Below are 23,466 nucleotides of genomic sequence, written 5' to 3'. Positions count from 1 at the left end.
GCTTGGCCTTCAATTCCTTGAAGGTGCCTGACCACTCCTTGGCGGCATTGGACGAGGTCTTGCAACCGTCGATGGCAAACAGCTCGTTACCCAGCAAACCCTGCTGATGACAAACCAGCAGCACCTGCTCAAATACGGCTTCGATAGCTCCGGCATTCTCGCTGACAAAGCTCGCTAGCGTGGTGAAGTGCGGGACCGTATCGCAGGACAGGGCCTTGAACAGAATGTTGGTTTCGCAGCACCACTGAATCTGGCGGCTGGAGGTAATGCCCTTAGAGTAGGCGAACAGAATAATCTTCAGCAGGATGGCTGGATCGTAGGCCAGGCGACCGGTAGCGTCATTCCCATAGCGTGGATGAAATACCGATAGATCCAGCTTGTGTTCAATCAGGTAATGAACGGCGTACTCGAACGTGCCTGGCTGGAGCTGCTCCTGGTAGTTGATCACCACCATGCTGTGCTGGCTGTAATCGTAGGGCTTGAAGCGTGGCATGCAACACTCCTTGTTGGTCTGCCCAAATCCTAGCAAATATGGAGTTTTTCTACAGCCTCAACGTTTGGTTAAGGGGCGGGCTTTAGCCCGTCCCAGTGAGCGAAGCGAACGGTTTGAACCAGTTGTTAGGCTTTTACGCAAAAAGGTGTGGATCACGAAATTGCGTGCATATGTGGCCGCGAACAGGTTCAGGACGACCCCAAATATCGTTCAGAGCGAATTGCTTGCCGAACACTGTTATAGCTAAACCCTCAGCGGTACGTTCGCCGAAGTTTTCAGGAGCAATGATTACTGCCAGAGACATGCCTACGATGTAGCTAATAGGTAGGTTCCAATGATCTTTTCCTATCTGTAGCCCACCTTCGATATTGAAGGACAATCGTGGGTCTAACTCCCCCTCGTGAGCGATTGGGGTGCGGCCAAAATTGTATAGGGCATCGTGAAACGACCTTCCGTCAAAGCTGCAACCCTTAAAGACATTGCCCGTTGCTACGGCTGTAATTAACACCTCTTCATCTTGAAGAAAAGCCTTTATACGTTTCCCGACGCCCTCTTTGGGGCGACGTTTCTTGGCCGTTTTATCTATGGCGGGGAATAAATTCACCAGGGCCCCCTCGCAGTCTTGAGACCCTAGACGCTCTATACATTGCTGGAGACGGCGACTAACCCCACTCGGTGCATTCATGTTTTAGCCCTAACAGTGATTAGATAGAACGCGGCATTAATACATAACCGCGCGTTCGAGATAACTCCGGCCTCGCCCCGCCGCCAACCAGTACAAAAGCGCTAACAATCAAGAGCTTAACCATCATCTCACTCACCTCTCCGTATTCGCGGGCGCGCTTCATTTCGTGAATCCATTACGACTGTATGGCATGAGCATCCTCATTCAATTCGCAGCAAATCGCTTCTATTGGTCGCCGTGAAGCACGTGCTTGCAGCCGCGACTCAGGTGATGGAAAGCGAAAGTGGGTCGTATTAAAGCCGGAGCAGGACTGCGATACAGCAAACATAAAGGCGGCTGAGTGGCATCAGCTGAGATCGAAGAGAGAGTTGTTGTGCGCGCCATCCGTGGGCTCCTGTATATGGCTGGGTGCCATATCTGCAAGGTAGCGCTATCGGAGGGATTGGTAAAGCCTTGGCGATGAGGTCTGGCGGTGGAGGCAAAAGCTACCGCTCAAATGGCCGAACGGGGCGCGTATTTGCGCCCCGCTCTACTTACTTGACGCCGGTTCAGATACAGGTACTGCCGCCATCCACCGGCAGCGCGATGCCGGTGGTAAAGCCGGCTGCATCGGAGCAGAGGTAGAGCACTGCAGCGGCGATTTCTTCGGCTTTGCCGATGCGACCTACCGGATGCAGGGCGGCGACGTATTCGGCTTTGCGCGGTTCGATGGCGGCGGCGCGGCGGAACATGTCGGTGTCGATCACCGCTGGGCAGACGGCGTTCACGCGGATGCCCTTCTTGCCGTATTCGACCGCGACCGAGCGGGTCAGGCCAAGCACAGCGTGCTTGCTGGCGGCATAGATGCTCATCTTGGGCGCGGCGCCCAGGGAGGCGATGGAGCCGGTGTTGACGATGGCGCCGCCACCGTTCTTGAGCATCAGCGGGATTTCAAAGCGCATGCACTGCCACACGCCTTTGACGTTGACGTCCATGATGCGGTCGTACACGTCTTCTTTGGCGTCGGCGATCTTGTCCTGTTCGATTTCGATCCCGGCGTTATTGAAGGCGCAATCGAGGCGGCCGTAGGTGGTTTCGATCATCTCGATCAGCGCTTGTACCGCAGCAGCATCCACTACATCGCAGGCCTGGAATATGGCATCACCCCCGGTGGCGCGGATGCCGGCGGCTACGCCTTCGCCGCCCTGGCTGTCGATATCCGACAGCACCAGCCGCGCGCCTGCAGCCGCGAAGGCTTCTGCTGTGGCTTTGCCGATCCCGGCGGCAGCGCCGGTAACCAGTACAACTTTGCCCGAAAAATCCAAACTCATGAACGTGCTCCTTGGCGATGGGAGCAACTCTGTATGCGCTCCGCGTTTATTGCGGAATCATAACAATGGGTAACGTCAGTTTTCGACTGGATCAGCTTTGCTGTTCACGCGCCATGCTGAATATTGATGGCCAGGTCTGCAAGATACTCGATGATTTCGGCCTGGTTGCCGGAGAACACCACGCGCGCCTGCTTGCTCTCACGCTGATAGGCATACATGGGGTCGTAGTAGTTTTCCAGCAGGCCTTTGATCCAGGCACGATGCAGGCTTTCGTCACCGCTGCGCTGCTGCTCGGCGAGCGCTTCCTGCATGAGGGCGTCCAGTGCCTGATGCTGCTCGCCCCCCAGGCGCTTGCGAATGCGCAGCAGGCTGTTCAGCAGGTATTCGGAGAAGGCGGCAAAGGCCTGTTCCGGGTCGGCGTGCAACTCGGCGAACTCGACGTGCATATCGGTGACGTAATCGGCGAGGATGCGGCTGATGCGGTTTTCCTGGCTGTCTTCCAGCCATACCAGAGGCGCCTCCTGCATGGCGCGGTAGAGGTTCAGCGGTACCGAGCAACTGCCCACCATGCGGCCTTCGTCTTCCAGCACCAGGCTCTGGGCGCCCGTGGCTGTGACTTTCAGGGCTTCTATGGCGAGCTGGTTCTCAAAGTTGATTTGCGTTGGTTGCGCGGTAGCATGACGACCAAAGCTGGAGCCTCGGTGATGGGCGTGCCCTTCCAGATCCAGGCTGTTGCCCAGCGCGCTTATTACTTCGGTTTTGCCGGTGCCGGTCAGGCCCGCAACCAGCATCAGGGGGCGTTGCTCAATGCTTTGATCCAGCGAGTCGATCAGAAAGCGGCGCATGGCCTTGTAGCCGCCAATCACGCGCGGGTACTCCACGCCCGCCTCGCGCAACCACTGCTGCACCAGTTGGGAGCGCAAGCCGCCGCGAAAGCAATACAGGTAGCCTTCCGGGTGCGCCTGCGTCTGCGCCACCCAGGCGTCGATGCGCGTTTGCTTGATCGCGCCACTGACCAGCTTGTGCCCGAGGGCAATGGCCGCTTCCTGGCCGCGCTGTTTATAGGTAGTGCCCACCTGCTGACGCTCGTCGTCGTTCATCAGCGGGCGGTTGCACGCAGCGGGGAATGCGCCCTTGGTGTATTCGACCGGTGCGCGCACATCCATCAGCGGCACGCCCGAGAGAAACAGCCGACGAAAGTCCTCGGTGTTGTCGCGCATCAGACAACCTCGACCCAAGGTCCACCGTCCGCCGGTAGACACTCGCCGATGGCATCAAGCTCCATGCCCTCTTCCCGCGCCAGCAACAGAAAGTCTGCTACCGCTTCCGGCGCTACCGCCACCAGCAGGCCGCCGCTGGTCTGCGGATCGCACAGCAGGTTGCGCTGCGCCTCGGTAATCGGCCCCAACTTGTGGCTGTAGCTATCGAAATTGCGCAGCGTGCCGCCCGGGATGCAGCCCTGCTGCAGGTAATAGTCGACACTGGCGATGCGCGGTATGCGCTCGGCGTGGATGCGCGCCTTGATCCTGGAGCCTTCCGCTACCTCAGCCAGATGGCCAAGCAGGCCAAAGCCGGTGACATCTGTCATCGCCTGCACACCTGGCAAGGTGGCAAAACGCTGGCCGATGCGGTTCAGGCTGCACATCAGATCACGCGCTACGCCGGCATCTTCTGCGCGCAGTTTTTTCTGCTTTTCTGCTGTGGTGAGAATGCCAATGCCCAGGGGCTTGGTGAGAAACAGCTTGGCACCCACTTGCGCCTGATCGTTGCGCTTGAGCTGGCTGCGCAGTACATGGCCGGTCACCGCCAGCCCGAAGATTGGCTCGGGCGCATCAATGGAATGACCACCAGCGAGCGGCATGCCGGCCTCGCTGCACACCTGGCGCGCGCCTGCGAGCACCTCGCCGGCGACCGCTGCGCTCAGCAGATTCACCGGCCACCCCAGAATCGCGATAGCCATCAGCGGGGTGCCGCCCATGGCGTAGATATCGCTGATGGCGTTGGTGGCCGCAATACGGCCGAAATCGAAGGGGTCATCGACAATGGGCATGAAGAAGTCAGTGGTGCTGACGATGCCCTGGTCCGCGTCCAGGCCGAACACGGCGGCATCGTCACGGCTGTCGTTACCCACCCAAAGCCGCTCGAAGGCCGGGCCAGGCTGGCCGACCGAGAGCATCTCGTCCAGCACCTTGGGCGCAATCTTGCAACCGCAGCCGGCGCCGTGGCTGTATTCGGTCAAACGCACTGTCTGGGTCATGCGGACTCTCCGGCTTCAAGGATCAAACCGGCGATTCTACCAGCCACCAGTGCCTGCGCCTACGCTCAGCGCCCGCGCCGCTCGAACTGATCCAGGGTATCGCTGGCTACCATGCGGCCCAGCTCGATCAGCTCCGGGGCGCGATAGAACTCGAAGAAGCGGCACAGGCGCCGCGGCACGTTGATCACCACATCCGGCGGGTAGCCGGCAATCTTGTATTGCGCCAGCGAGGATTGCATGGCCTCGAACGACAGGTTGACCAGCTCCAGCATGCTGGCCGGCCCCGGCGGTGGCGCTACTTCAACCGGCTGCGACTGATCTTCCTCGCGCGAGTGCGCTGGCTCCTCCGGTTCAACGTCCGTGGTCAGCAGGGCCATGGCATCGTCTGCCTCGTCGGGGCCGCGACCCAGCCAGTTGGGCTTGAGCGCGGTAAGCCATTGATCCCATTGCTGGCGGATGGGCGCGGGACGCTCGACCACCGGCATAGTGTAATAGTCCTTCTCGATCGAATTGAGATTGACCGCCATGATCAGGTCACAGTGCGAGGACACCACGGGCACTATAGGCAAGGGGTTGAGCAGGCCGCCATCCACCAGCACCCGATTGCCTTGGCGTACCGGCGAAAACAGACTCGGAATCGCCGCCGAGGCGCGCATGGCCTGATGCAGGCAGCCCTGCTGAAACCACACTTCCTGTTGGTTGGTCAGGTCGGTGGCCACGGCGGTAAAGGGTATCGGCAGTTGCTCGATATTGATCTCGCCAAGGATTTCGCGGATGCGGCCGAACACACGTTCGCCACGAATGGCGCCCAGGTTGCCAAAGCCGATATCCAGCAGGCGAATAACGTCGAGATAGTCCAGACCCGAGACCCAGTCACGGTAGTCCTTGAGATAACCGGCAGCGTGAATGCCCCCCACCACCGCGCCCATGGAGCAGCCGGCAATGCAGGCGATCTCGTAGCCGCGTCGTTCGATCTCTTCGATCACGCCAATGTGTGCGTAGCCGCGCGCGCCGCCGCTGCCCAGCACCAATGCCACTCGTTGTCCCATAATAATGCTGGCTCCCCCGCAATTTGCTTAAACTCGATTGACGTACATCATCACTCTGCGCATGATGCCGGGATGATTTCCCGCAGCACAAGGCACCCCGTGATCAAGCGTCTGTCCATTCCCGTCAAAGTCCTTCTCTCTATTGCCTTGTTGCTGACTCTACTGGCCCTGCTGGGCTTCTGGATGCTGCACACCGCGCAGGCCAAACGCTCCGGCGAGCTGCGCCTGGAGCATTTACAGGGGCCTGTCTCGGTTTATTATGACGGCTGGGGCGTGCCGCACATTGATGCCCAAAGTGAAGCCGATGCCTATCGCGCCCTGGGCTATGTACACGCACAGGATCGCCTGTTCCAGATGGATCTGCTGCGCCGCATCGGCGGTGGCCGACTGTCCGAGCTGTTTGGCGCCGAATCCTTCGCAACCGACCGATTCTTTCGCACCCTGGGCATCAACCGTTTTGCCCGTGCCTATGCCGAGCGCCTGGAAGCCGAGGCCGACAGCCCACATGTGCAGCTACTGCACGCCTATCAGGACGGCATCAACCAATATATCGACCAGGGCGGCACGCCACTGGAATACCGGCTGCTATTGGCCAAGCCCGATTACTTCACTACCGAAGACATCGCCCAGATCATGGGTTACATGGCCTATTCCTTTGCCGAGGCGTTCAAGACCGATGTGCTGGTAGATCACATACGCGGCACCCTGAGCGAGCGTCACTATAAGGACCTGGTGCCCAGTTGGCCAGACCAGCTGCCGCCGGCGCGCTCCTCCGGGCAACCTTATATAGAGCTCTTACGCCCAATGCTGGAGCAGATTTCCGACATTGAGCGCGAATTCCCGGCAGGCCAGTTCATTGGCAGCAACGCCTGGGCGGTAAAGGGCAGCAAAAGCGCCAGTGGTGCGCCCTTGCTGGCCAATGATCCACACATAGGCTTTTCCGCACCGGCGGTATGGTATGAAGCGCACCTGCGCACACCGGAGAATGAAGTCTACGGCCACTTTCTGGCTGGCATCCCCTTCCCGCTGCTGGGCCAGACGCGGCATCACGCCTGGGGCCTGACCATGCTGATGAACGATGATATCGACTTCTACCGTGAACGCGTGAACCCCGATAATCCGGAGCAGGTGTGGGCCACCGACCACTGGGAAGACTTCACACTGCACGAAGAGGTGATCAAGATACGCGGCCAGGAAGACCGTCTGATCAAGACTCGCAGCACCCGCCATGGACCGGTCATCAACGATTTGCCGGGTAGCCTGGAGCGCCAGCCGGTCAGCCTGTTCTGGACCTTCCTTGATCCGCAGAACGATTCGGCCAAGGCGTTCTACGGCTTTACCCGCGCCGGCAACATGCAGGAGTTCGAGGCAGCAGCGGCCCAGCACAGCGCACCCGGCCTGAACCTGATCTACGCCGACACCGATGACAACATTGCCATGTGGGCGATCGGCAAGCTCAAGCGCTGGCCGAGCAGCAGCAATGGCTTTGCCCTGCTCAATGGCAGTTCGGGACGTGACGAGTTTCTGGGTTACCAGCCGTTCGAGAACAATCCGCGGATCATCAACCCGCGCGAAGGTTATCTGTTCAGCACCAACAACCCCTACCCTGAAGCCAATATCCGCCGCAGCCTGCCCGGCTATTATGCGCCCACCGAGCGCGCGCAACGCCTGAAGGAACTGCTGGAACAGCAAGAGACATTCGATCTGTCGCAGTTCAAGTCGATGCAACTGGACGATCAGCGGCCGCAGGCCCTGGCCATGGTCCAGGACGCGCTGCCCATGCTGGACTATCAACTGTTCAGCGCTGACCTGCGCGCCCCTGCCGCCACGGCCGCCAAGCTGCTTGAGCAGTGGGATGGGCGTTATCAGCAGGACAGCGTGGGCGCCAGTATCTTCCAGCGCTGGCGTGACGAGCTAAGCGCGGCGCTGTTCGCCGACGAACTGGGAGAACGCTATGATTTCTTCCGCGATACCTATCTGGCCAGCAAGACGCTGACCAACCTCTACTGGAAACCGACCTCGCCCTGGTGGGATAACCGTCAGCAACCGAGCCTGGATGGCCGGCAGGCTGCCATCGAACATGCCTGGGTAAAGGCGGTGGAGGGACTGGTAGCGGATCTTGGTCTGGAGCCGGAGCAATGGCAGTGGTCGCGTCTGGCCAGCCTGACACACGAGCACGCCCTGGCCGATCGCATTCCCTTTGGCAGGTACCTGAATAGCGAGCCGGTAGCGGTCAACGGTGGCAACGAAACGCTCAACAACATGGCTTACCCTACGGGCGAGGCACATTACCCGGTGAAGTCGGGCCCTTCGACAAGGCGCCTTGTTGACCTGGCCGATGTCAATGCCACCCTGGGCATCAACCCGCTTGGTCAGGCGGGCAATCCGCTGGACAGCCACGCCCGCGATCAGGCCGAGATGTACAACGAAGGACGCTATCGCAGCCAGCTATTCGATTGGCTTTCGATCCAGGCGCTACCCGATCAACTGTCGATTCGCCCAGCCAGTCGGGGCCGCTGACAGCAAGCCCGGCCGGATCAGCGGATGCGCGTGATGCGCACGCCCTGCTCCGGCTCTGGCTGGCCAACCTGTATACGGTTATCGCGAATCCCCCCCGCCTTCAAGGCCTCAGCCAACTCTGGCGCACCTGCACCATCGATGGTCACCCGCAGCAGGGAGTCGGTGCGCAGCATGCGTACCAGCAGACGAATCCATTCCGCACTGGGCTGCGCTTGGGCGTGACTCATATCGAGGGCCGGTAGTACCAACTGATTCTCGCGCTTGAGCACCTTCAGCAAGGTGGTCGGCGTGGGATACAGCGCCTCACTGATAGCCGGACTCGGGGTGAACTGATCCAGATGCAGGTAGCTGCGCTTATTGCCACGGGTGATCGAATAGAGCGAAACAAAGCGCTGTTGCTCGCCATCCAGACGCAGCGCCAGATAACGTTGATCCTCCTCCGGCCCGTACAACTGCGAATTTTTGAACACCTGATTGGCCCACAGACTGCTGCTACCGCACTCGCGCCCTTCGCAGGTGTAAAGCAGCGTATGTGGGAGTTGAGTCAGCTGCTGCAAGGCGTCGCGGAAAGCCTCATCCGGGCTGTACCCGTCCTTGATCTGCCAGGTCGCGCGTAGCAGTTCGCCGCTCGCGCGTACCTCGCGCTCGGCGCGAAGTTGATTGTTGATGCGGCGAATACTGCCGATGACTACCTGATGCTCCGCGTTCGGCAGCAACTCCTGCTCGACAGCCGTGGCATGAATGAACGGCTGGATACTGAGGGACCGATCAAAGGCCTCGTCTGCGCTCGCCACAGCGCTCAATAAACCGGCAAGGGTGCATGCAAGCAACGGGGTATGACGCAAAGACATGGGTTTCCTTGATGCGGCAAAAGGCTGACCTACAGCATACCCGGTTTGCCTGGTCGCAGTCAGGATGCCTTGGCCTCGCTCGCCGGCAGCGAGTTGTAGAAGTCGCTGAGCAGCGCCGCTACCGCGGGGGCCTGCGCCTCAAGATGCAGATGATGACCGCCGTCCATTTTATGTAACTGGATGTGCTTGAAGCGCTCAATGCGATCGAGCACCTGAGGATGCTTGTGCATCACTCCCTGGTTGGCCAGCACCAGCATTGCGGGAGAGCGAATGGCTTCGATGAAGGTCACCGCCTGATGATTGGTAAAACGCAGCGGTGAAGGCAGCATGAGCTGCGGGTCGGTGCGCCAGGTCCAACCGCCCTGGTCTGGCATCAGGCCACGTTCAACCAGGCAACTGGCTGCTTCCCGGGTGATACTGGTGGTACCACCGAGCACGCGCGCGGCTATGGCTTTTTCGACGCTGTCGTAGACCGGCTTGCGTTTGTTACCCACCGCCAGGCTGGAGGTAAAAAAGCGCGCCATCTGCTTGGGCGCGTCGACCGCTTCGGAGGTAAAGGGCATGAGCCCGTCGATCATCGCCGCGCCCAGAATGCGATCAGGCAGACTGCCGCAGAGAATACCGCTGATGATCGCGCCCATGGAGTGACCCAGCAGCGCAAAGCGCTCCCAGCCCAGATCTTCGGCTACCTGCAATACGGTGGATGCCTGCTGCCAGAGACTATAACCGGCCATGGGCAGGTGATCGGAAAGACCGTGGCCCGGCAGATCCAGCGCCACCAGTTGCACGCCCTGCAGCGCCGGTGCGATCTGGTCAAAGGTCGCAGCATTATCCAGCCAGCCATGCAGGCCAATGACCGGCACGCCGCCGGGCTCGCCCCAGACTTTGCCGGCAACTTCAAGGGAGGAAAGAGAAAAACGTACTTCGCGGCTGGTAACTGTCATCTGGTATCCGTTGGCATGCTGGGCTTGAGTCTACGGCCCAATTTAATGTCTCGGACGCGCGGCGACAATCAAGCACTGCCGCCGTGAATGCAGCGGCATAGACCAGCCTGACTCGCACCTCTAGGCGGTTTTTTTGCCGGATTCGAGCGGAACTATGGCCATTGTCAGACGCACGATACAGGTCATCGCGCCCTGCTCGTTGCTCAGCCGAATATCCCAGACATGGGTGGTACGCCCCAGATGCAGTGGCTTGGCCAACGCAGTTACCCTGCCGCTCTTGACCGCCTTGAGATGATTGGCGTTGACCTCAAGGCCCACGCAGTAGAAACGGCTGCTGTCGATGCACAGATGAGAGGCTATGCTGCCCACCGATTCGGCCAGCACCACAGAAGCGCCGCCGTGCAAGATGCCGTAGGGCTGATGGGTGCGACTGTCCACCGGCATGCTGGCACTGATCCAGTCGTCGCCGTGCTCCTCCAGCCGGATGTCCAACAGCGTATTGATATGTTCGCCGGGCGCGTTCATCGCTGCCAGGTCTATCTTGCCAAACCAGATTGAACTCATGCTGGTTCCTCTGCCTTCTGTTGCCAAACGATGGTTTTGCCCGCCACCAGCCACAGGTGCAACTGCGCCTGATAGGTAGCCTCAACCACGTTGCGTTTTAGTTTTTGGTTGGGCGTACGAAAACCGCCTTCAACGTTCCATTCGTCGCTGATCACCACCAGGCAACCCAACTGCTCGCTGCGTTGCAAGCCATCGTTGACTTGTACAAGGAAGGTATCCAGCTGACGCTGCAGCTGCTCCGGTGACTCGTGTGCGTGTTTGCTCAGACGCACCAGCGCCAGCGGCTGCGGCAGATCATGGCCGACCACGCAGGCATCGGCGATAAGCGGATTGTCGAGTAACAGGGCTTCAATGGGAGCCGGGGTCACGTAGCGACCTTTTGAGGTCTTGAAGATATCCTTGGCCCGCCCGGTCAGCCGGAGAAAGCCTTCCTGGTCGATCTCGCCAAGATCACCGGTGTGTAAAAAACCGTCCTCATCGAGTATTTCTGCGGTGCGCACCGGGTCCTTGTAGTAGCCAAGCATGACTGCGCGGCTGCGTACCAGCACCTCGCCGTCGGCGGTGAGGCGACACTCCACACCCGGGTTTGGCAGCCCTATATAGCCGGCCTTGATCTTTTTTGGTCGGCCCAGGTGCGAATAGCCGCAATTCTCGGTCATGCCGTAAGCTTCAACTATCTGCAAACCGCGATCGGCAAACCAACGGCACAGCGCAGCGGGTAAACTCGCCGCACCGCACACCGCGTAGCGCACCCGATCCAGCCCCAGGTCGGCCAGAACCTGCTGGGACTTGCGCTCGGACAGCAGTGGCAACTTCATCTGCAGCTGCGACCAGGCCGAGCCATGGCGCTGCTGCGCATAGGCTTTGAAGTGCTCCCAGATGCGCGGCGCGGCAAAAAATACCGTGGGTCTGGCGCGCCTCATGTCCTCGAAAAAGCTGGCCACACTGTTGACGAAATACACCCGCTGCCCGGACAGTAACGAAGCAATCTCGATGAACTGGCGCTCCGCCACGTGACTCAGCGGCAAATAGGATAGCAGGCGATCTTCCGCGCTGATATTGAACAGCCGCAAGCCGTTATTGGCCGACAAGTACATGCTGCCAAAGCTCAGCATCACACCTTTGGGCACACCGGTGGTGCCGGACGTATAAACAATGGTCGCCAGCTGATCAGGGTTAGGCATGCACAACTGCTGCAATGGCTCGTGGGCCTGCAGCAAGGTTTCCCAGGGCTGGATGTGATCGTCTGCGGGCGCCAGTGGTAGCCCTATCCAGGGCATGTCGCCTGGCACGCCCGGGCGCATCGCTTGCCACTCATCGAGCTTGCCGATAAATACTGCGCTGGCGTCGGAGTGTTCCAGCACCTGCTTTATGCTGTCGGCAGTCTGATTGGGGTAAAGCGGTACCGACACATGGCCAGCCATCCAGATTGCCAGGTCGGCGACTATCCAGTGGGCACAATTTTTCGACAGCAAGCCTATTTTGCTGCCCGGCGCAAGGGCCAGGGAGGTGAGATAGGCGGCCATACGCCTGGCCTGCTCGCCAACCTCGCGCCAGCTCAGTTCAACGAGCCCCCCATCGGGCATCGGTTGAATCAGGTAGCTCTTGTCTGCCTGCAGACTCTCCTGACGCAGAAAAGCGTCAAGGGCCGTCGTCGGCGGTGTGCTCAAGGCGCCCATACACTGCCCTCGTGATTATGCTCATTATTATTCTTGGTATGACATCACGCGCGATGGCGTGATCACCCGTTTGAGTGAACACTATCCCATGCTCACAACAGACCACAAGGCCCTGACTTGCAGCTTGCGGATCAGATCACTGCTATGCGGAGATCTTTGTTCAGCGCTTCAGATCGGCCGGTACGGCGAGCTGCACCAGAGTGCCTAGGCCGGCAGTCACAAAGTCCAGCTCGATGCAGGCCAAAGCGGCGGTAGGCATCGGATAATGCGCCGCGCGATTACCTTCCACCAACAGACTGACAAGCTGACTGACCAGCGGCTGATGGGAAACCAGCAGCAGGTTGTGTTCCTGACGTTCCGCCAGAAAGCTCAGGGCAGTAGCGGCTTCGTCGTCAGGCGTCAGCCAGGGCGCGGTACCCACATCGCCGGTAAAGCTCAGCGCTCTGCGCGCCAGCGCTGCGGTCTGCTGGGCGCGCAGATAGGGGCTGGCCAGAATTGCGTCCAACTGCTGGTCTGCCAGCAGGCTGCTGATAGCCAAAACCTCGGCCTCACCCGCCGCGGTCAGCGGGCGCTCAGGGTCTGTGATGGCCTGCGCGGCAGCCTGGCCATGGCGCAGGATCCAGAGTTTCATGGCTGCAGGTCGGTCGGTGGCGCAGGCGCTGCTGCGGCTTCGGCGGGCTTTGGCTCAGGGGCAGACTGCCGCTCGGCTTGCGGCCACTCGACGAAGGGCCAGGGTTTCTGCTCGCTGGCCATGGTCACAAAGCGGCCGATCTGGCAGGCGTAGACGGACAGACTTTCACCCCACTCGATGGCGTCTCTATTGGGTTCACCGGTAAAGAGCCGTACCACAATCTGGATCACCACCAGCAACGCCAGCAGTATTTCCACCACCTGCCAGGCCAGCATGAACAAAAAGGTATACAGCAGGCGCAACCAGAAATCAGCCGATCCCAGAGATTCTTTCAATGCGTGCATTTCATTGGTCCTTGATCGGGGTACAGCTCATGAAAGCGGAAAATTCGACGTCGTGCTTCTGCTCTGCCGCCATCAGTTTGCTGATCACCTTGCCCAGCGGCTGCTGTTCAAACACTATCGCGTGCAGGCCAGCTACCAGCGGCATGTAAACGCCTTCTTCATCCGCCTTCTGCTTGAGCGTTTTCAACGTATTGACGCCCTCTGCCACTTGACCCAGGCGAGCCACGCTTTGTTCCAGCGTTTCGCCTTTACCCAAGGCGTGGCCGACGCGAAAGTTGCGCGATTGCGGCGACATGCAGGTCACAATCAGGTCGCCGACTCCGGCAAGCCCCAGAAAAGTCAGCGGATTGGCTCCCATGTGTACGGCAAAACGGGTCATTTCCGCCAGCGCGCGGGTAATCAGCATGCTTTTGGTGTTCTCCCCCATGCCCAGCGCCACCGCCATGCCGGAAATGATGGCGTAGACGTTCTTCAACGCGCCACCCAACTCGACGCCGTAGCGATCCTGACTGGCATAAACGCGCAGATTCTTGCTGCCCAGCGCCGCTTGCACCGATAAACAGAGCGCTTCGTCTTCACTGGCGACTACGGTCGCGGTCAGCTCGCCGGCCGCCATTTCCTTCGCCAGGTTGGGGCCGGAGAGCACGGCTACGCGCGCCTCGGGTGCCTCCTGCTCGACAATCTGGCTCATCATCAGAAAGCCGGGCTGCTCGATACCCTTGGTGGTACTGACCACCTGCTTGCCGGCAAGTTTGGGGCCGATCTGCTGTAACACGCTGCGAAAGGCACCACTGGGGATGGCAAGAAATACCAGGTCCGCTGCAGCGATGGTGGCTTCGATATCGGTAGATACCTGCAATCGGGGGTCGAGCTGAAACCCGGGCAGGTACCGCGGATTTTCATGCTGCTTGCGAATATGCTCAGCCACATCATGATCACGCAGCCAGAGCGTAACCGGTTGGCCTTCACAGGCCATGAGATTGGCCAGGGTAGTGCCGAAGCTGCCTCCGCCTAATACGCAAACAGCCGCTTTGGAATCGGTCATGCAACATCCTTAATCAGGTTTTCCAGGGCCAGTATAAGCCCGCCCGACGATAACAGCGATTCAGCGGTGGAAAAACCTGTTGTGACAGTTAATATGGGCCACCAAGAACTAAAAAATACAAACTGCCATCATATGTCTACCCATCCAATACCCTTTCTGGCCGGACTCGCGTTGCTGGGTCTGCCGCTAAGCTTGCAGGCGACAACGGATCCGTTGCTTGACGACCTCGAATTGCCGACGGTTCTCAGTGCGACCCGCCTCAGGCAGGCGCCAGCTGAGGTGCCCGGCAGCATGACGGTGCTCGACCGCCAACTGATACGGGCCAGTGGCGCCCGGGACATACCGGAGATTCTGCGCCTGGTGCCGGGCATGATGATCGGTTACCGGCGCGGCAACCAGATCAATGTCAATTACCACGGCACCAATGTGACCGAGGCACGACGTCTGCAGGTACTGGTGGATGGCCGCTCGGTCTACCGTCCCGGCTTCGCCACCGTGGATTGGGCCGAAATCCCGGTCGCCATCGAGGATATTGACCGCATCGAGGTGTTTCGCGGCCCCAATACAGCGGCTTATGGCGCCAACGCGCTGATGGGGGTGATCAATATCGTCACCCTCCACCCGCGCGACACTCTGGGCACCAGCCTCAAGGTCACCAAGGGTACCCGTGGTGTCAGCGACTGGGTTGCGCGTCAGGGTTTCAGTACCGACAACAGGCAGACCCGGCTGACGCTGTCAGGCATGCAGGACGACGGTTTTGACAGCTACGAAGAGCCAGGCCAGGAATACCGCGACGGCAAACGCCTGACCCGTTTCAATTTGAGCAGCGCTTTGCAGATCGATGCTACCAACACCCTCGAATGGCAGTTGGCCGCCAGCGAAACCAGTCGCCAGGGCTATTACGATTACAGTCCCTTCCTTGGCGCGTCCAAAAAGCCGCTCGGGTTGTACGATGAACTCATTGATCAATGGCAACCCAACTCGGACATTCGCGGTCACGACTACTCCGCACAGGCCTTGTGGAAAGTGGATCTCTCTGAGAATCACAGCTTGCAGGTACTGGGGTACGCACAGCACATGGAGCGCCTGAGCGATTGGCGTGCCTGTGACAGCCCCCTGGCTTTCTCGGCCAATTTGCAGGAGCTGTCGGATTTGAGCCCGCTGGCCGTGCGCCGCGTCAGCCGTTACATGACTCACGATATAGCCGGCGGTCTGCGCTTATACATGCGCGACTTCATGTACGGAGAATACTACGACTATCTCGGTGATCTTGGCGAAGCCATTGTCCAGGAGCGTCAGCAATATCTCGACAGCGAACCAGCCTGCTTCGATATCAATCAGCACATGCGCGAGAGCCGCTACCATCTTGAAGTACAGGATACGTTGCGACTCAACGAGCAGTTGCGCTTCGTCAGCGGTGCCAGCTACCGGCAGGACCGGGCAAAGTCGGAGACCTTCTTCGATGGCGCTATCGACAATGGCATAACCCAGGTGTTCGGCAATGCGGAATACCGGCCGCACGCCAACTGGTTATTTCAGGTCGGCGGCATGTACGAGGATTCGGAGCTGGTTGGCGACGCCTTTTCCCCACGCCTGGCGATGCATTACTTTGTTGCGCCGCTGCACAGCCTGCGATTTGTCTATTCCGAAGCCGTACGTACACCAGACATGTACGAGAACAATGTCAACTGGACATACCAGATAAAGAATCTGTCAGGGCCGGTTAGCGGCGAGCAGACCTATTATGCAACAGCGGTCGGTCCCGGTGACCTGGACACCGAAATCATGCGCTCGCGTGAAGTCGGCTACAACGGCACTTTTCACCGATATGGCCTGGCACTTGATCTGCGCGTATTTCAGGAGCGCATTACCGGCATGAACAGTGAGCCGCTGAAGATCACGAATTTCTACCCCAACAATGCCTCCTCTGCCGAGTTCGAAGGCGCCGAAGCACAAATCGACTGGCGTGCCACCTACTCGGACAGGTTCAGGCTCACCTACGCCTATGTGGATTTCGAAGCGACCAGCGAACTGGACCAGCGTCTGACCGCGCGCAACTCCGGTAGCGCCGCCTGGCTCAGAACCTGGCCCGCGCGCATCGAAAGCAGCCTGATCTACTACGGCGCGGATCAGCTCAATGAGCGACGCTTTGAACGCCTGGATTTCCGTTTGGCAAAGGGCTTTGCCATCGGCCAGCGCAGCCAGTTGAACCTTGCACTGGTACTGCAGCACCGGCTCGACGACGAAGCGCTGACCTGGAGCGAAAACGTTTACGACGACCCCAACCACTATTATTTAAGCGCTGAACTAAACTTTTGAGCAGGCTGTGGCCACTAAGCCTAAAGTTCAGGAACCGGACAGGACGCCGACAGGGATGTGTAGGATGATGGATTGGTATTATCTGGGGCTTATGCCGGGATGAGTTTCGCCGGCCGGGCTCTCTATCTGCTGATACTGGTTTGCTTTACCGCCAGCGTGTCTGCTCGCGACATTCTGGTCGCGGTGCCGGCAACCAGCAGCCCGCTTATTACCGAGTTCGCCGCGTCGCTGCGCGCGCATCTGCCGGACGAGCAGATTTCTGTTTCCGACGCACCAGCTCCCGAAGCGACCAACAGTGACCTTATCATCACCCTTGGCAGCGAACGATTGGACTGGCGTCTGCAGGCACCACTGCAAACGCCCACCATAGCGCTCTACCTCAATAGCCACGCCCTCCCCGACAGCCCGCTACCGAACTATCTGCGCGTGCTGCTGGCCAACCCCAAGCCGACACGTCAGTTGCAACTCGCCAAACGTTTGCTGCCGCGCCTGCGCACAGTCGGGCTGCTGTACAGCCCGGCGGCTAACGGCCTGGAACAGGAGTGGACCGCTGCCGTCGAGACCAGCGGACTGCAGGCACGCAGCGAGACTGCCACGCGCCCAGAGCATCTGACGCGCGCCCTGCTGCAGGTCCTCGAACGCAGCGATGTACTCATGGGTATTGATGACCCGGCCATCTACAACGCCGACAACCTGAAAACCATTCTGCTGACCAGCTATTCGCGCAACAAGGTGCTGATCGGCCCGAGCGCGCCCTTTATTGAGGCCGGCAGCCTGAGTACTACCTACAGCACACCGCAAGACATGGCTCGCAGCGTAGCCTGGTTGCTCAAGGGCAGGGAGCCCGATGACCCCATAGCCTATCCGGCGTACTTCTCCGTTCTTAGCAATGCACAGGTAGCGCGGTCACTCGGCCTGCCTGTCCCCGATGACGCCAAGCTCGCTCGAGAGCTGGCCGAGCTGGAGCAAGCACCATGAGTTTTCTGCAACACGGCACTATCTTCAGCCGGCTGATCCTCATAGCCACCTTGCCTGTGCTTCTGATGAGCCTGGTGGGCTTCACCTTCCTGACCAGCGAGCGGCTCGATGATGTCAATCGAGAGCTGCAACTGACCGGACAACTGATTGCCGACCAATTGGCACCCGCTGCCGAGTACGGCGTAATCAGTGGCAATTTGCGTACTCTTGAAAGCCTGATGCAGGGCGCACTCAACATGCCGCATGTAAGGCACGTGCAGGTTTTCGACAAAACCGGCAAGCCCTTGCTGATGCTCAGCAAGAAGGCCAGCAATGCCGACGCCGGTCTGCAGGTATTTGTCGCCGATATCATGCGCCAGCGCATCGCCTTGCAAAACGAGTTGTTCATGCTGGATGCGCCCCAGGAAAACGCCGATGACGAGTCCCGCTATCTGGGTCAGGTTCATGTGGGGCTGAGCAACGAAGCCTTTGCGGCGCGCCAGCAGCGCATTTTGCTGAAAACCTTGAGTGTTGCAGCGCTGGTGCTTATTGCCACGCTGTTCCTGGCCATCCGCCTGGCTCAGGCGCTGGCCAATCCTATGGCACGCATGGGCAAAGCGGTGCACAAGTTGCAGGAAGGCCAGCTCAGCACCCGGCTTGAAGTAGACGACAAGCATGAAATCGGACAGCTGATGCACAACATCAACAGCCTCGCTGCCACCCTGGAGCAATCCAGGGATCAGCAGCAGCAGGCCATGCGGCAGCTGGTCAGCGCGCGTGAGGACGCCGAAGCCGCCAACCGCGCAAAATCCGAGTTTCTGGCCATGATGAGCCATGAACTGCGCACACCGATGAATGGCGTTCTCGGCATGCTGCAGCTGCTGGAAACCACCGAGTTGAGCAGCGAGCAGAGTGAGTACGTGCACATTGCCGGTGAGTCTACCGATCACCTGCTCAAGGTGATCAACGATATTCTCGATTTTTCCCGCATTGAACGCGGCGCGCTGGAGTTGGAAAACATCCCCTTCAACTTGCCACAATTGATCAGTTCCTCGGTCAACGTCTTTGAACACACCGCGCGTCAGAAGGGCCTGCAGCTGATCACCCGGCTGGAGGGCGACCGGCAATGGTCCCAGGTGCAGGGCGACCCAACCCGCATCCGCCAGATCCTGGTCAACCTTATCGGCAATGCGCTCAAGTTCACCGAAGCGGGCAACGTTACCGTGAGCGCCAACTGGCACCTGTCCGAAAGCAACCGGCTGTGGCTGGAGTGCGAGGTGACAGATACCGGCATAGGCATAGCGGCTGAACGGCTGGAAAGCATGTTTGATGCTTTTCAGCAGGCCGACTCCAGCACCTCACGCCGTTTTGGCGGCACCGGCTTGGGCCTCTCCATTGCCCGCACCTTTGTGCAGAAAATGGGCGGCGAACTGGTAGCACACAGCACTGAAGGCAAGGGATCGAGGTTCAACTTCCATATTCCGCTGGAGCTGGCCGGCAACCATCTCCCGGCCACCGCCGGTGAGTTGCCGGCGCCTCAGGGTCGTCACGACCAACCACTGCTGCTGGTAGAAGACAACCCGGTCAACCAGATGGTGATCGAAGGCATGCTGCACAGTTTCGATATGCAGGTAGAGATTGCCGGTACCGGCGAGCAGGCCCTGCAACTGCTGGCAAGCCAGCCGCAACGTTACGCGCTCATCTTGATGGACATCCATCTGCCCGACACCGATGGCCTGGAAGTCTGCCGCCGCTATCACGCGCGATGCGCCGCTGAAGGGCGCTCCCCCATTCCCTGCATTGCGTTGACTGCCAGCGCCTTTGATCTGGATCGGCGGCATTGCGAGGAAGCCGGAATGCAGGACTTTCTCAGCAAGCCCGTGAGCCGTCAGGCATTGCTGCAAGCGCTCAATCGCTGGGCTCCCCCGACAGATCATTGATCAGGTTGATCCCATCCTATTCTGCTGGGCTACAAACTTTAGCGAAGCTGGATTCAGCCAACAATTATCGCGACACTAGACCTCTTTTTTGCCTCCGTCCGCGTCTCATGCTGCGCAACAGCGTCGCGACCGGGTAAGCAACTTTCCGAATCCCGTCCTACGAGTTCACAACAATGCCAACTATCACCCTGGAAACGCCCTACAGCACACTCCCTGAATTGGTTGCAATGCACGCGCGCGAGCGTGGCGACCATCCTGCCCTGATGCAGGATGCAGCCAGCCTGACTTACCGCGAACTGGATGCCCAGGCCGACCAGGTAGCTGCGGCGTTGCAGCGTGATGGAATACAACCCGGTGAGGCGATAGCGGTGTGCTCCGCCAACTCGATCAACTATTCAGTACTTTTTGTCGGCGCCCTGCGGGCCGGCGTGGTGGTGGCTCCACTCGCCCCCTCCTCCACACCTGAAGGCCTGCTGGGCATGCTGAAGGATTCCGCAGCCAGACTGTTTTTTGTCGACGCTGCCGTGCGCGATGCGCTCAGCACAGTGCGCGAACGCCTGGAGGCGCCGCTGTACAGCCTTGATGACAGCGTGGGCGAGCCCTCGTACAGCAGTTGGCTGGCCAATACCCAACCAACTGCTGTGGCACTGGCGCCGGAAGCCGTGTTCAACATCATCTATTCCTCCGGCACCACCGGCGAGCCCAAAGGCATTGTGCAATCGCACGGCATGCGCTGGGCGCATATTCAGCGAGCGCTGGTGTTCAGCTACGGCCCGGACAGCCGCACCCTGATTTCCACGCCGCTATATTCCAACACTACGCTGGTTTCCTTCCTGCCGACCCTGGGGCTCGGCGGCACCGTGGTACTCATGGCCAAGTTCGACGCCGCTCGGTATCTGTCATTGGCCGAGCAACACAAGGTCACCCACACCATGCTGGTGCCCGTACAGTATCAGCGCCTCATGGCGCGTGACGATTTTGACAAGTACGACCTGTCCAGCTTCATCATGAAGTTCAGCACGAGCGCGCCCTTCCATGCTGCGCTCAAGGCCGACATTCTCTCGCGCTGGCCCGGTGGCCTGGTGGAATTCTACGGCATGACCGAAGGCGGCGGTTCCTGCATCCTGCCGGCTCACCAGCACCCCACCAAACTCGGCACTGTGGGTATGCCGTCCGAGGGTCACGACATGCGCGTGATCGACGAAGAAGGGAATGAACTGCCGCGCGGCGAGATCGGTGAAGTAGTAGGCCATTCTCCCGCCATGATGAAGGGCTACCTGAACAAGCCGGAGAAAACCGCTGAGGCAGAATGGTATGACAGCACCGGCAAACGCTTCATCCGCACTGGCGATGTCGGCCGCTTTGACGAGGAAGGCTTTCTTACTTTGATGGATCGCAAGAAAGACATGATCATCAGTGGTGGCTTCAACATCTATCCCAGCGATCTGGAAGCCGAGCTACGCCAGCACCCGGACCTGCAGGATGTGACGGTCATCGGCGTCGCCTCCACCAGTTGGGGCGAAACACCGGTGGGCTATGCGGTGGCCAAGGCTGGCGTCAAGGTAGATGCCGAACAAGTGCTGGAATGGTTCAACGCGCGCGTGGGCAAGACCCAACGGCTGAATCGCTTGATCCTCACCGAGGAGCTGCCACGCAGCGCCATCGGCAAGGTGCTCAAGCGTGAACTGCGCGATATTTTCCAGGCCGAGTTCGGCACGCTGAACTGACAACCCGCTGATCCGGCGCCGCGCCGCCCCGCCTGGGGACAGAGAATCTTTGTCCTCAGGCGTTATCGCGGGTATCCTCAACGCCTTGTTGCACAGTTAATAGCGACAGTTGTGACTTTATCGTCAGCTGTACAGTCTGACCTTACGCTGGCCCGATAGCGCCAGGAAACATCTGAAAACGCTGCAACACGAGAGCAGAAAAACAAGAGTCTTGAACAAAAATTCCTTTATTTCATAGAAATAGAGAAATTTCTTAACACAGGATCTAGTAATGTTGGCTTCTCACAGCGCGCTTTTTCAGATGTTGCCTGATTATCAGGTCAAGCCGAATTAACAGCGCCCCCTAGCAGGGGAAGAGCAGGAGCCTCTATGACACAACAGAATGCGTATTCCCGGGAAGAGCTGCTCAAATGCAGCCGTGGCGAGATGTTCGGCCCCGGTAACGCACAACTCCCCGCCCCCAACATGTTGATGATGGACCGCATCGTTCACATCAGCGAGACCGGCGGCAAGTACGGCAAAGGCGAAATTGTCGCCGAGCTGGATATCAGCCCTGATCTCTGGTTTTTTGCCTGTCATTTTGAAGGCGATCCCGTCATGCCAGGCTGTCTGGGCCTGGATGCCATGTGGCAATTGGTGGGCTTTTACCTGGGCTGGCTGGGCTACGAAGGCCGCGGTCGCGCCCTCGGCTCAGGCGAGGTCAAATTCTTTGGCCAGGTGCTGCCCACCGCGAAGAAAGTCACTTACACCATTCATATCAAACGCACCATCAACCGCGCCCTCACCCTCGGCATCGCCGATGGCACCATGGCCGTTGATGGCCGTGAGATCTACAGCGCCGAAGGCTTGCGTGTAGGTCTGTTTACTTCCACCGACAGCTTCTGAGGATCATCACTATGCGTCGCGTCGTGATTACCGGCATGGGCATTGTTTCCTGCCTTGGCCAGGACCTGGAAAGCGTGGCTACCAGCCTGAAGGCCGGCAAGCCAGGCATTCGCTTCAACCCTTCTTACGCTGAAATGGGCTTGCGCAGTCATGTCTCCGGCTCGGTCGATATCGATCTGGATGCTGCCATTGATCGCAAGATCAAGCGCTTCATGGGCGATGCTGCGGCCTACGCCTATCTGTCCATGCAGCAGGCGATCGCTGACGCGGGCCTGGCTGAAGACCAGGTGAGCAACCCACGCACCGGGCTGGTTGCCGGTAGCGGCGGCGCCTCTACCCTGAACCAGATGGAAGCCATCGACATCATGCGCGAAAAGGGCGTGAAGAAGATCGGGCCTTACCGTGTAACCCGCACCATGGGTAGCACCATCTCTGCCTGTCTGGCCACGCCATTCAAGATCAAGGGCGTGAACTACTCCATTTCTTCAGCTTGCGCCACCAGCGCGCACTGTATTGGGCACGCTGCCGAGCTGATCCAACTAGGCAAGCAGGACATTGTCTTTGCCGGCGGCGGCGAAGAAGAGCACTGGTCACAAACCATTCTGTTCGATGCCATGGGCGCACTCTCCACCCAGTACAACGATACCCCGGAAAAAGCCTCTCGCGCCTATGACACCCAGCGCGACGGTTTTGTGATTGCCGGCGGCGGTGGCATGGTGGTGGTGGAAGAACTGGAGCACGCTCTGGCGCGCGGTGCCAAGATTTACGCAGAAATCGTGGGTTACGGTGCGACATCCGACGGCTACGACATGGTCGCTCCCAGCGGTGAAGGCGCCGTTCGTTGCATGCAGCAGGCCCTGGCAACAGTCGACGGCACCATCGAGTATCTCAACACCCATGGCACCTCTACTCCAGTAGGCGATGTAGCCGAACTCAAGGCCATCCGCGAAGTCTTCGGTGACAAGGCTCCCAAGATCAGTTCGACCAAGAGCCTGTCCGGTCATTCCCTCGGCGCAGCTGGGGTGCAGGAGGCGATCTACTGCCTGCTGATGCTACGCGACAACTTCCTCGCGGCTTCCGCCAATATTGAAGAGCTGGATGAAAACGCCGGGGATCTGCCGATCCTGCTCGAACGTCTGGACCGGGCGGTTGATCTGGTGATGTCCAACAGCTTCGGCTTTGGTGGCACCAACGCCACGCTGATCATGAAGCGCTGGAACGCAGCCTGATTACATCGGCCCGTATAAAAAACGCCGCTTCTGCGGC

The 23,466-nt window shown here is 59.4% G+C and carries 20 protein-coding genes; 7 read left to right on the top strand and 13 right to left on the bottom strand.

Annotated features, from left to right (window positions below):
* The 6 genes from V7756_RS08935 to V7756_RS08910 form a co-directional block, all read right to left on the bottom strand.
* Positions 1-493: transposase (locus V7756_RS08935; protein ID WP_335609806.1), on the bottom strand; the 493-nt coding region annotated here is incomplete at its 3' end.
* A gap of 133 nt (positions 494-626) precedes the next feature.
* Positions 627-1,097, bottom strand: coding sequence for a hypothetical protein (locus tag V7756_RS08930; RefSeq protein ID WP_335609805.1), 471 nt, complete (start codon positions 1,095-1,097; stop codon positions 627-629).
* A 629-nt stretch (positions 1,098-1,726) separates the two neighbouring features.
* On the bottom strand, positions 1,727-2,488 hold the full coding sequence (locus V7756_RS08925) for an SDR family oxidoreductase (RefSeq protein WP_335609804.1): 762 nt from the start codon (positions 2,486-2,488) through the stop codon (positions 1,727-1,729).
* 104 nt (positions 2,489-2,592) lie between these two features.
* On the bottom strand, positions 2,593-3,708 hold the full coding sequence (gene mnmH, locus V7756_RS08920; protein WP_335609803.1) for a tRNA 2-selenouridine(34) synthase MnmH: 1,116 nt from the start codon (positions 3,706-3,708) through the stop codon (positions 2,593-2,595).
* Entirely contained in the window at positions 3,708-4,745 is a 1,038-nt protein-coding gene (gene selD, locus V7756_RS08915) for a selenide, water dikinase SelD (protein ID WP_335609802.1), read from the bottom strand. Before selD ends, mnmH begins: the two co-directional genes overlap by 1 nt.
* A gap of 65 nt (positions 4,746-4,810) precedes the next feature.
* The gene (locus tag V7756_RS08910; RefSeq protein WP_335609801.1) at positions 4,811-5,794 is read right to left on the bottom strand and encodes a patatin-like phospholipase family protein; all 984 of its coding nucleotides are present in this window, start codon (positions 5,792-5,794) and stop codon (positions 4,811-4,813) included.
* A 99-nt stretch (positions 5,795-5,893) separates the two neighbouring features.
* On the opposite strand from V7756_RS08910, the gene V7756_RS08905 reads away from it, so the two are divergent.
* Positions 5,894-8,314: a penicillin acylase family protein gene (locus tag V7756_RS08905; protein WP_335609800.1), complete on the top strand. Its 2,421-nt coding sequence runs from the start codon at positions 5,894-5,896 to the stop codon at positions 8,312-8,314.
* A 17-nt stretch (positions 8,315-8,331) separates the two neighbouring features.
* Here the strand turns inward: V7756_RS08905 and V7756_RS08900 are convergent, their stop codons facing one another.
* The 7 genes from V7756_RS08900 to V7756_RS08870 form a co-directional block, all read right to left on the bottom strand.
* Positions 8,332-9,165, bottom strand: coding sequence for a DUF4892 domain-containing protein (locus V7756_RS08900; protein WP_335609799.1), 834 nt, complete (start codon positions 9,163-9,165; stop codon positions 8,332-8,334).
* 59 nt (positions 9,166-9,224) lie between these two features.
* The gene (locus V7756_RS08895; protein WP_335609798.1) at positions 9,225-10,109 is read right to left on the bottom strand and encodes an alpha/beta fold hydrolase; all 885 of its coding nucleotides are present in this window, start codon (positions 10,107-10,109) and stop codon (positions 9,225-9,227) included.
* A gap of 120 nt (positions 10,110-10,229) precedes the next feature.
* Positions 10,230-10,673, bottom strand: coding sequence for a hotdog fold thioesterase (locus tag V7756_RS08890; RefSeq protein WP_335609797.1), 444 nt, complete (start codon positions 10,671-10,673; stop codon positions 10,230-10,232).
* Positions 10,670-12,352, bottom strand: a complete 1,683-nt coding sequence (locus tag V7756_RS08885; protein ID WP_335609796.1) for an AMP-binding protein — start codon at positions 12,350-12,352, stop codon at positions 10,670-10,672. The genes V7756_RS08890 and V7756_RS08885 overlap by 4 nt, the downstream gene beginning before the upstream one ends.
* A gap of 160 nt (positions 12,353-12,512) precedes the next feature.
* The gene (gene sixA / locus V7756_RS08880) at positions 12,513-12,983 is read right to left on the bottom strand and encodes a phosphohistidine phosphatase SixA (RefSeq protein WP_335609795.1); all 471 of its coding nucleotides are present in this window, start codon (positions 12,981-12,983) and stop codon (positions 12,513-12,515) included.
* Positions 12,980-13,327: a DUF4389 domain-containing protein gene (locus tag V7756_RS08875; RefSeq protein ID WP_335609794.1), complete on the bottom strand. Its 348-nt coding sequence runs from the start codon at positions 13,325-13,327 to the stop codon at positions 12,980-12,982. Before V7756_RS08875 ends, sixA begins: the two co-directional genes overlap by 4 nt.
* Position 13,328: 1 nt before the next feature.
* Positions 13,329-14,372, bottom strand: coding sequence for an NAD(P)H-dependent glycerol-3-phosphate dehydrogenase (locus tag V7756_RS08870; RefSeq protein ID WP_335609793.1), 1,044 nt, complete (start codon positions 14,370-14,372; stop codon positions 13,329-13,331).
* A 132-nt stretch (positions 14,373-14,504) separates the two neighbouring features.
* On the opposite strand from V7756_RS08870, the gene V7756_RS08865 reads away from it, so the two are divergent.
* The 6 genes from V7756_RS08865 (at position 14,505) to fabB (ending at position 23,429) form a co-directional block, all read left to right on the top strand.
* Positions 14,505-16,691 (top strand): TonB-dependent receptor plug domain-containing protein, encoded by a 2,187-nt coding sequence (locus tag V7756_RS08865; protein WP_335609792.1) that lies wholly within the window; start codon positions 14,505-14,507, stop codon positions 16,689-16,691.
* 99 nt (positions 16,692-16,790) lie between these two features.
* Positions 16,791-17,669, top strand: a complete 879-nt coding sequence (locus V7756_RS08860; protein ID WP_335609791.1) for a hypothetical protein — start codon at positions 16,791-16,793, stop codon at positions 17,667-17,669.
* Positions 17,666-19,588: an ATP-binding protein gene (locus V7756_RS08855; protein WP_335609790.1), complete on the top strand. Its 1,923-nt coding sequence runs from the start codon at positions 17,666-17,668 to the stop codon at positions 19,586-19,588. The genes V7756_RS08860 and V7756_RS08855 overlap by 4 nt, the downstream gene beginning before the upstream one ends.
* Before the next feature lie 173 nt (positions 19,589-19,761).
* The gene (locus V7756_RS08850) at positions 19,762-21,315 is read left to right on the top strand and encodes a class I adenylate-forming enzyme family protein (RefSeq protein WP_335609789.1); all 1,554 of its coding nucleotides are present in this window, start codon (positions 19,762-19,764) and stop codon (positions 21,313-21,315) included.
* Positions 21,316-21,684: 369 nt separating this feature from the next.
* A complete protein-coding gene (fabA, locus tag V7756_RS08845; RefSeq protein WP_335609788.1) occupies positions 21,685-22,200 on the top strand; it encodes a 3-hydroxyacyl-[acyl-carrier-protein] dehydratase FabA in 516 nt (171 codons plus the stop codon).
* Between the two features lie 11 nt (positions 22,201-22,211).
* Entirely contained in the window at positions 22,212-23,429 is a 1,218-nt protein-coding gene (gene fabB, locus V7756_RS08840; protein WP_335609787.1) for a beta-ketoacyl-ACP synthase I, read from the top strand.
* Positions 23,430-23,466: the final 37 nt, after the last annotated feature.

Origin of the sequence: Halopseudomonas sp. (genome assembly GCF_036961105.1) — a bacterium.
Taxonomy (GTDB): Bacteria; Pseudomonadota; Gammaproteobacteria; order Pseudomonadales; family Pseudomonadaceae; genus Halopseudomonas.
This window is presented reverse-complemented; position numbering and strand designations above follow the sequence as displayed.

What these genes read in the sequence shown, in the direction of transcription:
- V7756_RS08925 (WP_335609804.1), bottom strand. Translation starts at nt 2,488, where the DNA reads ATGAGTTTGGATTTTTCGGGCAAAGTTGTACTGGTTACCGGCGCTGCC.
- mnmH (WP_335609803.1), bottom strand. Translation starts at nt 3,708, where the DNA reads ATGCGCGACAACACCGAGGACTTTCGTCGGCTGTTTCTCTCGGGCGTG.
- selD (WP_335609802.1), bottom strand. Translation starts at nt 4,745, where the DNA reads ATGACCCAGACAGTGCGTTTGACCGAATACAGCCACGGCGCCGGCTGC.
- V7756_RS08910 (WP_335609801.1), bottom strand. Translation starts at nt 5,794, where the DNA reads ATGGGACAACGAGTGGCATTGGTGCTGGGCAGCGGCGGCGCGCGCGGC.
- V7756_RS08900 (WP_335609799.1), bottom strand. Translation starts at nt 9,165, where the DNA reads ATGTCTTTGCGTCATACCCCGTTGCTTGCATGCACCCTTGCCGGTTTA.
- V7756_RS08895 (WP_335609798.1), bottom strand. Translation starts at nt 10,109, where the DNA reads ATGACAGTTACCAGCCGCGAAGTACGTTTTTCTCTTTCCTCCCTTGAA.
- V7756_RS08890 (WP_335609797.1), bottom strand. Translation starts at nt 10,673, where the DNA reads ATGAGTTCAATCTGGTTTGGCAAGATAGACCTGGCAGCGATGAACGCG.
- V7756_RS08885 (WP_335609796.1), bottom strand. Translation starts at nt 12,352, where the DNA reads ATGGGCGCCTTGAGCACACCGCCGACGACGGCCCTTGACGCTTTTCTG.
- sixA (WP_335609795.1), bottom strand. Translation starts at nt 12,983, where the DNA reads ATGAAACTCTGGATCCTGCGCCATGGCCAGGCTGCCGCGCAGGCCATC.
- V7756_RS08875 (WP_335609794.1), bottom strand. Translation starts at nt 13,327, where the DNA reads ATGCACGCATTGAAAGAATCTCTGGGATCGGCTGATTTCTGGTTGCGC.
- V7756_RS08870 (WP_335609793.1), bottom strand. Translation starts at nt 14,372, where the DNA reads ATGACCGATTCCAAAGCGGCTGTTTGCGTATTAGGCGGAGGCAGCTTC.
- V7756_RS08865 (WP_335609792.1), top strand. Translation starts at nt 14,505, where the DNA reads ATGTCTACCCATCCAATACCCTTTCTGGCCGGACTCGCGTTGCTGGGT.
- V7756_RS08860 (WP_335609791.1), top strand. Translation starts at nt 16,791, where the DNA reads ATGAGTTTCGCCGGCCGGGCTCTCTATCTGCTGATACTGGTTTGCTTT.
- V7756_RS08855 (WP_335609790.1), top strand. Translation starts at nt 17,666, where the DNA reads ATGAGTTTTCTGCAACACGGCACTATCTTCAGCCGGCTGATCCTCATA.
- V7756_RS08850 (WP_335609789.1), top strand. Translation starts at nt 19,762, where the DNA reads ATGCCAACTATCACCCTGGAAACGCCCTACAGCACACTCCCTGAATTG.
- fabA (WP_335609788.1), top strand. Translation starts at nt 21,685, where the DNA reads ATGACACAACAGAATGCGTATTCCCGGGAAGAGCTGCTCAAATGCAGC.
- fabB (WP_335609787.1), top strand. Translation starts at nt 22,212, where the DNA reads ATGCGTCGCGTCGTGATTACCGGCATGGGCATTGTTTCCTGCCTTGGC.